Below are 12,797 nucleotides of genomic sequence, written 5' to 3' on the forward strand. Positions count from 1 at the left end.
AGCTGGCTCTACCCGCTCACCAGCATTTATGGGTCGCGGCGCGGCAAAGCGCCTTAGAGCTGTATTTTCCGACATTTCACATATAACCTCATTCGTGATCGAAAGGGGCAAAGGTTCAGTGCGTCCCCTGCCCGCGTCCCCAGCGCTGGTCGGCCGCGACACGGCCGTGACGACGGTGGCCGACGCGCTGCGCGGCCCCGCCACGCTCGTGGTGATCGAGGGCGAGGCGGGCATCGGCAAGACCCGCCTGGTGCACGAATGCCTCGACTCCGCCGAGTTACGCGACCGCCGGATCGCGCAGGCCACCTGCCCGCCCCTGTACGAGCCGTTCCCCCTCGGCCCCCTGGTGGACGCGCTACGCCGGGTCTGGGAGCAGGCCGGTCGGGTCGAGCTGAGCCCGCTCGGCGGCGCGCTGCGCCCGCTGTTCCCCGAATGGGCCGCCGACCTGCCGCCGCTGCCCGAACCGGCCACCGATCCCCGCTCCACCCGCTACCGGCTGTTCCGCGCGCTGGCCGAGCTGATCGAACGGCTGGGCGTGGACGTCCTGGTCGTGGAGGACGCGCACTGGGCCGACGCGGCCACCCTGGAGTGGCTGGTCACCATGGCCGCCTCCGGCGGGCACCACGCCTCGGTGGTGGTGACCTACCGGCCGCTCGACGTCCCGCCCGACTCGCTGCTCCTGCGGCTGACCTCACGCGTCCCGGCCGGCATGGCCCAGGCGCGGATCGTGCTCGACCCGCTGGACGTCACGCAGACCGGCCTGCTGATCGCCTCGCTGTTCGGCGTGGAGAGCGTCTCGGCGTCGTTCGCGGAGTTCCTGCACGAGCACACCGGCGGCATCCCGCTCGCCCTGGAGGAGAGCGTCCGGCTGCTGCGCGACCGCAGGGACATCGTGCTGGCCCACGGCCGGTGGACGCGCCGCGTGCTGGAGGACCTGAAGGTCCCGCCGACCGTGCGCGACTCGGTGCTGGAGCGCGTGGCCAGGCTCGACCCCGGAACGCTGCTCGTCCTGCGCGCGGTGGCGGTCCTCGGGGTGCCCGTCGGCGCCGAGCTGATCGCCACCGTGGCCGGGCTCGACGAGCCCTCCGTGCTCGACGGGGTCGCCGACGGGCTCGGCTGCGGCCTGTTACGCGAGAGCGACCCCGGCGAGGTGACGTTCCGGCACATCCTGGCCGCGAAGGCCGTCGAGGAGGCCGTCCCGGTCTCCACCCGCAGGCTGCTGCACCGCCGCGCGGGCGAGGCGCTGAGCGCGGCGGCGCACCCGCCGGTCGTCCGCCTCAGCCGGCACTTCCGCGAGGCGGGCGACGTGGCCAGGTGGAGCGAGTACGCCGAGGCCAGCGCCGCCGTGGCGGTCGAGTCGGGCGACGACCACACCGCCGTGACCGTGCTGCACGAACTGCTGAGCACGGCCGGGCATCCCCCGGAACGGCGCGTCCGGCTCGCCAGGAAGCTGGGCGGGGCGGCCACCATGGGCGCCGACCCCATCGGCGAGCTGGGCACCAGGATCTGCGCGACGATCGAGTCCGTGCTCGACGACGGCGTGCCGCGCGACGCCGACCGCGGCGAGCTGCGGCTGCTGCTCGGCCGGTTGAAGCTCCAGCTCAGGTACTGGGAGGCGGGGCTCGCGGACGTGGAGGCGGCGGTTCCCGACCTGGAGGCGCAGCCGGAGCTGGCCGCCCGCGCCATGCTCTACCTGGCCACGCCGGTCAACGAGGCGTGGCCGGCGGCCCGGCACCTGCGCTGGGCGGAGCGGGCCGCGCCGCTGTTCAGCCGGATCACCGACCCGACCGAGCTGCTGCTGTTCGTGTGCAGCCGTACCATCGCGCTGCTCATGCTGGGCGAGGAGTCCGGGTGGGAGTCCGCCCGCGAGATCCCGGACGGCGCACCGCCGGGGCCGCAGCGCCGTGAGCTGGTCAGGGGTGTGCTGAGCCTGGCGCACTGCGCGATCCTGTGGGGCCGTACGGACGAGGCGGTACGGCGGATCGAGGAGGGCGGCCGGATCCTCGCCCACACCGCCTTCCACCGGATGATCGGCACCGCCCGCATCGCGCAGGCGCACCTGGCCTGGTGCACCGGCGCCTGGGATGAGCTGGCCGAGTCCGCGACCGCGCTGACCGAGGCCCCCGAGGGCGAGATCACCGACCGGCTGGAGGCGCAGCGGCTGCTCGGCGAACTGACCCTGGCCCGCGGCTCCCGCACGCAGGCCGAGCGGCTGCTGCGGGGCGTCCTCGAGGAGAGCGCCGCGCTCGGCCACGCCAACCCCTTCGCCTTCCCCAACACCGCGCTGGCCAGGATCTGCCTGTCCGACGGCGAGCCGGGAGCGGCCCTGGACGTCACCACCCCGGTGATGGACCTGATCGAGCGCAAGGGCATCTGGCTGTGGGCGACGGACATCGCGCCCGTGCACGTCGAGGCGCTGATCGGGGCCGGGCAGCCGGACCGGGCCCGCGACCTGGTGGCCGCCTTCCGCGCGCCGGAGGGCGCTCCCGCGCCGGCCGCGGCGCTGGCCACGTGCCACGCCCTGGTGGCCGCCGACCCCGCCACCGCCGCCGACCTGTACGGCCTGGCCGCGGCGCGGTGGGCGGCGATCCCCCGCCCCTACGACGAACTGCTGACCCTGGAGCGGCAGGGCAGGGCGTTGCTGGCCGCCGGCCGTACCGACGAGGCGCTCGCCGTGCTCGCGGACGCGCGGGAACGGCTGCGCGCGCTCGACGCGCGGTGGGACGCCGACCGGGTGGCCCGGCTGCTGCGCGAGCACGGCGTGGACGTGACGCTCGCCTGGCGCGGCGGGCGACGCGGGTACGGCGACCAGCTCTCCCCCCGCGAGCTGAACGTGATCGCCCTGGTCGTGAAGGGGTGGACCAACAGGAAGGTCGCCGAGGCGCTGCACCTGTCGCCGCGCACGGTCGACCGGCATCTGAGTACCGCGATGCGCAAACTGGCGGTGTCGTCGCGCACCGAACTGGCGCGGGTGGCGGCCGAACGGGAGATTGTTGGGTGATTCACCCAATCGCTACGCGCGGCGGCGCGGCGCATGCTGATCTTCGTGAACCCCGATCCGAGTCCCGCCGATCCGGAGGACAAGCCCGCGCAGGACGCCCCACCCGAAGGTGACGTGGTGTCCGCGGCTGACGTCCTGCCCGAGGCCGACGTCGTGCCCGAGACGGATGTCCCGTCGCCGGCCGAGGGCTACGAACCCCTCTGATCAGCACCCCCCACCCCTGAGAGGACCCTGCATGCGCTCCCGCTTACCGGCCCGCGTGACCGCCGTCGCGCTGGCCCTACCCCTGCTGGCGGTCCTGCCGTCCGATCCGCCGCCCGCCGCGGCCGCATCCGCCGAGGCACCGTCGTCCGCCCAGGAAACCCTGCGCAATCCCGCGCTGGACGCCCTGCCGCAGAAGCCGTACGCCATCACCCTGATCACCGGGGACCGGGTGGCGCTCAACCCGGGTCCGGACGGACGCTTCAGCGTCGACGCCGAGCCCGCGACCAGGCCCGACGGTTCCACGCCCGAACTGCACCTGACCAGCCTGGGCAGCGCCGAGAGCCTGTACGTCGTCTCCGACGACGTGCTCGGCGAGATCAACGCCGGACGGGTGGACCGGCAACTGTTCGACGTCGCCTACCTGGCGGCCAACGGCTACGCGGGCAAGGAGATCCCGCTGATCATCGGGTACAAGGACAAGCCGGGCGCCTCGACGCTGGCCGCCCGTACCGACGCGTTCACCGGCACCTCGAAGCCGGTGGCGTTGAAGAGCGCCGCCGCGGCCGCCACCACGGTGACGGAGGGCAAGTCGGCCGCGTTCTGGGCGTCGATGGTGGGCAAGGAGCCCGGCCTGGCCAAGGGCGTCGGGAAGGTGTGGCTGGACGCCAAGGTCACGGTCGACCTGGAGCAGAGCGTGCCCCAGGTCGGCGCGCCCGAGGCGTGGCAGGCCGGGTTCGACGGCAAGGACGTCAAGGTCGCCGTGCTCGACACCGGGATCGACGAGACCCATCCGGACGTGGCCGGCAAGGTCGTCGCGTCCAAGAGCTTCATCGACGGCGAGGAGGTCAAGGACGGGCACGGGCACGGCACGCACGTGGCCGCCACCGTCGCGGGCAGCGGCGCCGCGTCCGAAGGCCGGCGCAAGGGTGTCGCGCCCGGAGCCGACCTCCTCGTGGGCAAGGTGCTGAACAACGAGGGCTCCGGAACTTTGTCCGAGATCGTCGGCGGCATGGAGTGGGCGGCCGACGAGATGGACGCCGACATCATCTCCATGAGCCTGGGCTCCGAGCCGACCGACGGCACCGACCCCCTCAGCACGGCGGTCAACTCGCTCACCGAGAGCACCGGCGCCCTGTTCGTCATCGCGGCGGGCAACAACGGCAAGGACTTCACCGTCAACGCCCCGGCGACGGCCGACCGCGCGCTGGCCGTGGGCGCGGTGGACAAGTCCGACAAGCTGGCGAGCTTCTCCAGCAGGGGGCCGAGGCGCGGTGACTACGGGCTGAAGCCCGAGATCAGCGCGCCGGGCGCGGGCATCATCGCCGCCCGCGCCGCGGGAACCACCCTCGGCACCCCGGTGGACGACCGGTACACCAGCCTCAACGGCACCTCGATGGCCACCCCGCACGTGGCCGGCGCCGCCGCGATCCTCGCCCAGCAGCACCCTGACTGGAGCGCGGACCAGCTCAAGTCCGGCCTGGTCGCGAGCGCGAAGGACGTCGGGCTGACCGCGTACCAGCAGGGCGCCGGCCGGCTCGACGTGGCCCAGGCGGTACGCCAGCAGGTCCAGGTCAGCCCGGCCACGCTCGACCTGGGCTTCTTCCGTCACCCGGTCGAGGGCGACGCGCTGCGGCGCACGGTGACCTACACCAACCCCGGCGACACGGAGATCGTGCTCGGCCTGACGGGCGCGGTCCGCGCCGCGGACGGCACGCCCTTCCCGGACGGGGCGCTCACCCTGGACACGGACACGCTCACCGTCCCGGCGGGCGGCACCGCGACCGCCACGGTCACCGTCGATCATCGCAGCGCGGCCGCCGCCTCCTACACCGGCAGCCTGGTCGCCTCCTCGGCGGTGTTCAGCGCCACCTCGAGTGCCTTCACCTGGCTGGACGACTCCGACACTCTGCAGACCTCGAGGCTGGTCGACCCTGAGGTGACCGTCGACGGGGACACGAACGTCCTGCTCGACGCGGCCAAGGCGGTCCGCCCCACCTACTCCACCCCGCAGCAGAGTGAGGGGCACAGCCGCTCGTTCGGCATGCAGCGCTGGGTCCCCGAGGACGTCGCCAAGGGCAGCTTCTTCATCTCCTGGTACGACTTCACCCTCGGCACGAACGCGCGCCGGGACAACCTGTGGATCAGCCCCACCAAGCAGGTGACGAAGGGGAAGTTCACCGTCGCGCTGCAGACCACCAGGGTCGCGCCACCGGTCACCATGAAGCTCGGCGGCAGGTCGCTGGACGTGCAGTACCCGCTCTTCAACTCCCCCATCGGTCACAACGCCCGGGTCCCCGACCCGTCCAAGCTGTTCTCCGGGACCAGATCGCTGCCCCTGGCCGACGTCGGCTACGGCACGCCGGACGAACTCGCCAAGGCAGATCTGCGCGGGAAGCTCGTTGTGGTCAGGCGCAACCCGGAGGACCTGCTGCAGGACAACAGGTTCTGCCTGCCGTCCAATGACACGCTCATCGCCATCGCCAAGGCCGGCGCCGCGGGCATCGTGATGAGCAAGCGGCAGTACACCCCGGACCTGCTGGAACTGAGCATCTGGTGTGACAGGGCCAGCAACCCCGGCGAATACGACGAGTTCGCCGAGGTCATGGATCTGGTACCGCTCGTCCGGATGCCTTGGCGGGAGGCCGACCGGCTGAGCGCCGCCGCCGCGAGCGGGGGCAGGGCCACGGTCACCGGGACGCCGCGCACGCCGTACTTCTACCAGCTCAAGCCGTACATGGAGGGACGGATCCCGGACCGGCTCGACTACCGGATGACCGGCGCGAACCTGGCCACGATCGAGCACGACCTGCACGCGGCCGAGCCCGGCTGGCAGGCGGTCACAGCGGCGATGTGGAAGCCGTACGAGCCCACCGAGCTCGAGTCGCGCGGCGCCCACGCGCTTCCCCCGTTCGCCCCGTCGCCGTGGAAGGTCACCGAGTACTACGGCCCGGTCAGCTCGGACACCGTCGTCCGGCACGCCGTCGGCACCCCGGGGATCACCTCGCCCCGCCAGGTGCACTACGGCGTGTACGGCAAGCCCGGCCGTACGACGATCTCCTGGAACGACGGGCCGCGCGTCCCCGCCGTGGTCCCGCAACTGGCCACGACGGCCACCGAGGGATATCCGGGCCCCCGCTACGCCGCGCTGGACCTGGGTCTGTGCACCGGCTGCCGGCAGGGCGACGTCTTCTGGCCCTACCTGCGCTACAGCGCCTCCGCCGACCCGAACCAGATCGAGAGTGACGGGACCGGCGCCGTCTTCGGCCAGTTCAGGGGCGACCCCACGGTCCGGCTGGAGCGGGCCGACGGCACCGAGGTCCCGCAGGCGGGCGACCCCGTCGTCAACGCGTTCCTCGGCTACAAGCTGCCTCCGGAGCGGCAGACGTACAAGCTCACCCACACCACGGACGCCACCACGACGGCCTGGACCTTCACCTCGGGCGCCGTGACGAAGAACGAGACCACCGGCGGCTACCGGTGCATGGGCACCTGGCTGGAGGACTGGGTCAACCGTCCCCCGACCGCGACGCCCTGCCGTCCGGAACCGCTGCTGTTCCCCCGCTACGACCTGGGCCTCGACTCGGCCAACCAGGTGCGGCCCGGCAGGCACCGCTTCGAGCTGAGCCTCGCCCGCCAGCCGTCCGCCACCAGGCCGGCGGCCACGGCCGGGCTCACCGTCGAGCTCAGCCGGGACGGCGGCGCCACCTGGACCAAGGCTGACGTGCGGCCGGGCCGCGCGGGCAGCTACACGGTCCAGGCCGACCTCTCCCGGTTCACCGGTCCCGTCGGCCTCCGGGTCGCGGCGTGGGACCAGGCGGGCAACCGCGTCGAGCAGACCGTCAAGGAGGCTTTCACCGTTCGCTGACCTGACGCAGGCAGCCCGGCCCCGGTCTTCCAGGGCCGGGCTGTTCGCGTCGGCGCGCGGCCGGTCAGGCCGCGGGTGCCTGGTGGTACACCGAGTGCCAGACCTCGTTGCGGATGCGGGCGAACTCCGGGGACAGCCGCACCTCCTCGGTACGCGGGTACGGCAGGTCCACCTCGATGACCCGGTGGACGCGGCCGGGCCGCGCGGCCATGACCACGACCCGGTTGGCCAGGTAGACGGCCTCGTCCACGTCGTGCGTGATGAACATGACCGTGCGCCGCTCGCGGCTCCAGGTGTCCAGGAGCTGGTCCTGCAACTGCACCCGGGTGAGGGCGTCGAGCGCGCCGAACGGCTCGTCCATGAGCAGCACCTGCGGGCCGACGGCATAGGCGCGCGCGATCGCGCAGCGCTGCTTCATCCCGCCCGACAGGGTCTTGGGCAGGGCGTCGGCGAAGTCGGTCAGCCCGACCAGGTCGATCGCGTGCTGCGCGCGCCGGCGCCGCTCCTCGGCGGAGATCGGCTGCAGCCTGAGCCCGAACTCGACGTTCTTGCGCACGCTCAGCCACGGGAACAGCGCGTACTGCTGGAAGATGACGCCCCGGTCGGGGCCGGGGCCGCTCACGGGCGCGCCGTCGAGCAGGATCTGCCCCGTGCCCGGCTCCTCCAGACCGGCCGCCATGCTCATGAGCGTGCTCTTGCCGCATCCGGACGGTCCCACGACGGTGACGAACTCGCGGTCGGCGATGTCCAGGTCCACGCGGTCGAGGGCGAGGAAGTCGCCGCTCTTGAGGGGGAACGACTTCGACACCCCCTGGAAGGAGATCTTGGCGTTCATCGGCGCTCCTGCCATCCGGTCAGCCGGCGTTCGGCCAGCAGCAGGAGCCGGTCCATGGCCAGGCCGAGCACCCCGATGCTGATCAGGCCGACGAAGATCGTGGGAAGGTCGTAGTAAAGCTGGGCCTGCTGCATGCGGTAGCCCAGCCCTTCCTGGGCGGCGATCAGCTCGGCCGCCACGAGGGTGCCCCAGGCCGCGCCGAGACCGATGCGCATGCCGACGATGATGAACGGCGTCGAGGCCGGCACCACCACCTTCAGGAAGATCGTCCGGTCGGAGGCGCCCAGGACGCGGGCGGCGTTGATGAGGGTGCGGTCCACGTCGAGCACGCCCTGGAAGGTGGAGACCACGCTCGACAGGAACGCGGCCAGGAAGATGACGAACACCTTCGGCGTCTCGCCGATGCCCATGAGCAGAATGGCCAGCGGGATGATCGCCAGCGGCGGGATCGTGCGGAAGAACTGCACGTACGGCTCGATCAGCGCGCGGGCGGTGGCGTACCAGCCCATCAGGAAGCCGACCGGGACGGCCAGCGCCGTGCCCAGCACGAACCCGGTGAAGACGCGGCGCAGGCTGGCCAGGATGTCGGTGGGCAGGGTGCCGTCGGCGACGAGCTCGGCGGCCCGGCCGACCACCTCGATCGGCCCCGTCAGCCCCTGGATGCCGGACACGGACAGCCCGGTCCAGACGGCCAGCCCGGCGATCACCGCCGTCACGTTGAGGACGAGCGTGCGCCCGGGGCGCGCCCGGCGCCGGGGGGCGGCGGGCGGTTCGCTCATGATCGCCGCCGTCATGGCTCTGCGCTCTGCATGATGTCGTGGGGGTCCTTCCGGGGGCACGGATACGGTCATGGGACGTCGGGACGGAGGTGGGCGGGAATGGACGGCTCCTCGTGCAGGAGCAGGGCGATCGCGCCCATCGCGGAGGCGTTGACGCCGAGGTCGGCGGGCACGACGGCGATCTCGCGGGGCGAGCGCGGCAGCGCCTGGCCGGCGACGGCCGCGCGGATCGGGTCGAGGACGAGGCTGCCCAGCCCGGCCAGCTCTCCTCCGACCACGACCAGCGCCGGGTCGAGCTGGTTGACGGTGCCCGCCAGCACGCGCCCCAGGTCGGCCGCCGCCGCGGCGACGACCTCGCACACGGCGGGCACGCGGTCCTGCGCCGCGGCGACCAGCGCGTCGAGGGCGGGCAGCGGGACGCCGCGTTCCGCGCACTCCTCCAGCAGCCGCCGGCCGCCGATCCGCCCCTCCAGGCAGCCGCGCGAGCCGCAGTGGCAGGGCGGGCCGCCGGGGTCGAGGGAGACGTGGCCCAGCTCGCCGCCGGCGCCGTGCGCGCCGCGCAGCAGCCGCCCGCCGGCGATGAGACCGCCGCCGACGCCGACCGACCAGCGCACGTACACCATGTCGCGGACGGATCGGCCGACGCCCCAGGTCGCCTCGGCGAGCGCGGCCAGCCGGGCGTTGTTGTCGACGGCCAGCCGCACGCCGAACTCCTCACCGAGCCGGCGGGCCAGCGGCAGGTAGCGCGCGGGCACGATCGGGGCCACAGTTGCGGAACCGCCGCCCGCGAGCAGTTCGCTCGGCACGGTGACGTGCGGCAGGTGCTCGTCCACCACGCCGACGAGGCCGAGCCCGATCGCCTCCAGCGCGCCCAGGCTCAGGCCGCGGCCGGCGGCGCTCTCGTGCACCAGCCGCACCGCGGTCTCGGCCTCCTCCTCGGGGGCGGCGTCCCCGGGCAGGTCGGCCGAGGCGGTGGCGACCACCTGGTGCGCGGCGTTGGCCACGGCCAGGCGTACCCGGCTGCGTCCCAGGTCGAGGCCGAGGAGCAGGCCCGCGTCGGGGTTGAGCGAGACCAGCGCGGCCGGTCTGCCGCGCCCGCGCGGCTCGGCCGCCGACCCCTCGGTCTCGATCACCACGCCGCGGTCGAGGAGGCCGGAGACGATCGCGAACATGGTGGTGCGGGACAGGCCGGTGCGCTCGGTGAGCTGGGCGCGGCTCAGCCCGCCCGCCGCGCGCAGCGCGGCCAGGACGGCGTCCTCGTGCACCCGCCGCAGCCGTTGCAGGGCGTCAGTGGGGGTCGACATGGCTACATGATGGTGGGAGGAGAGGGTTCATCGTTTTCCCGGCGGTGTCAGCCCGCCGCGGCGGTGTAGAGGTCGGTCGTGATGTAGGTGGCGGGGTCCGGCGAGTCGGTCAGCTTGCCCATGACGACGAAGAGATCGGCCAGCCCCTTGTACCAGCCGGCCACCGAGCCGTCCGCCATGAGTCCCTTCAGCTCCTGGCTCGGCAGGATCTTCGTCACCGCCGAGGAGCCCTTGAACTGCTCCGCGGGCGCCTTCAGGAACGTGGCGGTCAGCGCCTCGGCCTCGGTCGTGTTGGCCGCGACCCAGTCGTTGCCCTCCTGCAGCACCTTGATCACCTTGGTGACGGTGTCGGCGTCCTCGGCGACGATCTCGTTGCGGGCCACGAAGGAGCTGGGGAAGCTGAGCCGCGGGTAGAAGTCCTCGCTCTTGGTCAGCTCCACCAGGTCGGGCACGTTCTTCTTGATGGTGTCGATCAACGGGTACCAGATGGCCGCCGCGTCCACCTGCTTGCCGCTGAAGGCCGTCACGACCGTGCTCGCGTCCATGTTGACCTTCTGCACGTCCTTGCCCGACAGGCCGGCCTCCTTGAGCGCCAGCTCCAGGATCATGTCGCCGGAGGTGCCCTCGGGGACGCCGATCTTCTTGCCCTTCAGGTCGGCGACGGAGGAGATGCCGGAGCCCGCGTAGGTGATCACGCGGTCGGCCTGGCCGAGCATGTTGGGTGCGATGACCTTGGCCTTGCCGCTGGCGGGCAACCAGGTCGCGCCGGAGCCGATGTAGCCGAAGTCGAGGTCGCCCGCCCCCAGCGCCTGGATCTGCAGGGGACCGTTGGTGAACACCTTCAGCTCCGGCTCCAGCCCGTGCTTGGCCCACAGGCCCTGCTTGTCGGCGGCGGCGAGCACGGCCGCGCCGGAGAAGTCGGCGATGTAGCCGAAGCGCACCTTCTTCGGCTCGGCTCCCGAGCTCTCGGAGCCGGAGGCGCCGCACCCGGCGGCGGGCAGGAGGAGGGCCAGCGCCGCGAGGACGGTGGCCAGGATGCGGGGACGCCTCATCGGCGGATCCTTTCTCGTTCTTTGTGCGGGGGGTGACGCGGACGGCCTCAGACCAGCTCGTCCGCGACGCCGTCCACGTCAGGGGCACGGTCCGCGCCGATGTCGGCCATGTAGCTCATCCACGTGTACGCGGGGTCGCCACGACGCAGCAGTTCGCGGTAGAGCCGTACGGTCAGGTCCCTGCGGACCTCCGCGTAGCCCGGCACGGCGTAGACGTTGCGCAGTTCGTGCGGGTCGTTGTCCAGGTCGTACAGCTCGTGCACGCCTTCGGGGTTGAACACCAGCTTGTGGCGGCGGTCCCGGTACATGCGCTGGGAGTAGGGGAAGTGGTGGCCGTGGAACTCGGCGGTGACCGAGTCCCGGCCTTCAGCGGGGGCGCCGGAGAGCAACGGCAGCAGGCTCTCGCCGTCGCACGGCTCCTGGGGCGGCAGCCCCGCCAGGTCCAGGATGGTGGGGTTGAGGTCGATCAGCGTGGCGAACGCGTCCACGGTGCGCGCGGGCAGGCCCGGGACCCGGACGATGCCGGGGACGCGGTAGATGTCCTCGTACATGGCCGGGCCCTTGTCGTTGAGCCGGTGCGAGCCGGTGAACTCGCCGTGGTCGGCCGTGAAGATCACCGCCGTGTCGTCCCAGAGGCCCAGCTCGCGCAGCGCGGACAGCAGCCGGCCGATCTGGGCGTCGATCAGGGACACGTAACCCCAGTACGCGGCGATGAGCCCGCGCCAGGCGTCGGCGTCGAAGCTGTCGGCCGACCAGTATTCGGAGTAGCGGCGCTGCACCTCGGGCTTGCCGTCGAAGGTCTCGGCCATGGACGCCGGGAGCGGCACGCGCTCCAGGTCGTACATGTCGTAGTACTCCTCCGGGATCAGGTACGGCAGGTGCGGGCCGTACCAGTGGCAGGACAGCATGAACGGCCGGCCGGAGTCGCGGAAGTCGCGGGCGTAGCGGTCCAGCAACTCCAGCGTCCGGTCGGCGAGGAACGCCTCGATCGTGGCCTCCGCCGGCTGGTTCAGCCGGCCGGCGATGAGGTGGCCGCGGCCGGTGCCGTTGGCGGCCTTGCCGAAGACCGGCCGCTCCACCGCGAACGGCGGATACCCGCGCTCCTCCAGCCACTGCCGGTAGGACGGGTGGTGGAAGGGGTTCAGCGCGCCGGGCAGGTGCTCGCCGTCCATGCCGTAGTGCTCGGGCCCGCGCTCCCGGCCGATGTGCCACTTGCCGACGTGACCCATGTTGTAGCCCGCGGCCAGCAGCGGCGCGGACATGACCGGGTGCTGCTCGGCGACCTCGTCACGGCCGCCGCCGTTGCGCTCCGGGTTGACCAGCAGGCCGTGCCGGAACGGGTGCAGCCCGGTGAACAGCGAGGCCCGCGCCGGGGTGCAGATGGCCGTCGGGGTGTAGAACCGGTCGAAGCGCGCGCCCTGCGCCGCCAGGCCGTCCAGTGCGGGCGTGCGTATCACCGGGTTGCCGTAGCAGCCGAGGGTGTCCACCCGATGCTGGTCGGTCATCAGGAACAGGACGTTGCGTGGACTGGTCACTCATGCTCCGATCGCCATTTAGTACTGAGCGTTTACATTAAACGGCGCATCATCACGATCACAAGAGGGTCGGCGAGGGATATGTCCGCCTCTTTAATCCCATCTCTTGACCTAAATAAGCAGGCGTGGCCAGACTGATCGCTGACACCCCCCGAGAGAAGGAGCCCCATGCGCCGCCCCCTCGCGACCATCGCGGCAGCCGCGCTCGCAGCCGCCCTGCTG

At 72.4% G+C, this 12,797-nt stretch carries 8 protein-coding genes; 3 read left to right on the forward strand and 5 right to left on the reverse strand.

Features of this window, described 5'->3' with window-relative positions:
* The first annotated feature begins 118 nt into the window (after positions 1–118).
* The 3 genes from FAF44_RS39570 to FAF44_RS39580 are packed head-to-tail and all read left to right on the forward strand — an operon-like array spanning position 119 to position 7,070.
* The gene (locus FAF44_RS39570; protein WP_237108507.1) at positions 119–3,001 is read left to right on the forward strand and encodes an AAA family ATPase; all 2,883 of its coding nucleotides are present in this window, start codon (positions 119–121) and stop codon (positions 2,999–3,001) included.
* A 45-nt stretch (positions 3,002–3,046) separates the two neighbouring features.
* Positions 3,047–3,205, forward strand: a complete 159-nt coding sequence (locus FAF44_RS39575; RefSeq protein WP_237108508.1) for a hypothetical protein — start codon at positions 3,047–3,049, stop codon at positions 3,203–3,205.
* Positions 3,206–3,236: 31 nt separating this feature from the next.
* Positions 3,237–7,070 (forward strand): S8 family serine peptidase, encoded by a 3,834-nt coding sequence (locus FAF44_RS39580; protein ID WP_237108509.1) that lies wholly within the window; start codon positions 3,237–3,239, stop codon positions 7,068–7,070.
* Between the two features lie 64 nt (positions 7,071–7,134).
* On the opposite strand, the gene FAF44_RS39585 is transcribed toward FAF44_RS39580, so the two are convergent.
* The 5 genes from FAF44_RS39585 to FAF44_RS39605 form a co-directional block, all read right to left on the reverse strand.
* Positions 7,135–7,905 carry an ABC transporter ATP-binding protein gene (locus FAF44_RS39585; RefSeq protein ID WP_237108510.1) on the reverse strand — a complete coding sequence of 257 codons (771 nt, stop codon included), beginning with the start codon at positions 7,903–7,905 and terminating at the stop codon, positions 7,135–7,137.
* The gene (locus tag FAF44_RS39590; RefSeq protein ID WP_237108511.1) at positions 7,902–8,684 is read right to left on the reverse strand and encodes an ABC transporter permease; all 783 of its coding nucleotides are present in this window, start codon (positions 8,682–8,684) and stop codon (positions 7,902–7,904) included. The genes FAF44_RS39585 and FAF44_RS39590 overlap by 4 nt, the downstream gene beginning before the upstream one ends.
* 68 nt (positions 8,685–8,752) lie before the next feature.
* Complete coding sequence (locus tag FAF44_RS39595; protein ID WP_237108512.1) at positions 8,753–9,988, reverse strand: ROK family transcriptional regulator; 1,236 nt, start codon at positions 9,986–9,988, stop codon at positions 8,753–8,755.
* Positions 9,989–10,035: 47 nt separating this feature from the next.
* On the reverse strand, positions 10,036–11,040 hold the full coding sequence (locus FAF44_RS39600) for an aliphatic sulfonate ABC transporter substrate-binding protein (RefSeq protein WP_237108513.1): 1,005 nt from the start codon (positions 11,038–11,040) through the stop codon (positions 10,036–10,038).
* Between the two features lie 47 nt (positions 11,041–11,087).
* Positions 11,088–12,575 (reverse strand): sulfatase-like hydrolase/transferase, encoded by a 1,488-nt coding sequence (locus tag FAF44_RS39605; protein ID WP_237108514.1) that lies wholly within the window; start codon positions 12,573–12,575, stop codon positions 11,088–11,090.
* Positions 12,576–12,797 lie beyond the last annotated feature (222 nt).

Origin of the sequence: Nonomuraea sp. MG754425, from assembly GCF_021699195.1 — a bacterium.
Taxonomy (GTDB): Bacteria; Actinomycetota; Actinomycetes; order Streptosporangiales; family Streptosporangiaceae; genus Nonomuraea.

Coding starts and splice junctions, on each gene's coding strand:
- FAF44_RS39580 (WP_237108509.1), top strand. CDS start 3,237: ATGCGCTCCCGCTTACCGGCCCGCGTGACCGCCGTCGCGCTGGCCCTA.
- FAF44_RS39585 (WP_237108510.1), bottom strand. CDS start 7,905: ATGAACGCCAAGATCTCCTTCCAGGGGGTGTCGAAGTCGTTCCCCCTC.
- FAF44_RS39590 (WP_237108511.1), bottom strand. CDS start 8,684: ATGAGCGAACCGCCCGCCGCCCCCCGGCGCCGGGCGCGCCCCGGGCGC.
- FAF44_RS39595 (WP_237108512.1), bottom strand. CDS start 9,988: ATGTCGACCCCCACTGACGCCCTGCAACGGCTGCGGCGGGTGCACGAG.
- FAF44_RS39600 (WP_237108513.1), bottom strand. CDS start 11,040: ATGAGGCGTCCCCGCATCCTGGCCACCGTCCTCGCGGCGCTGGCCCTC.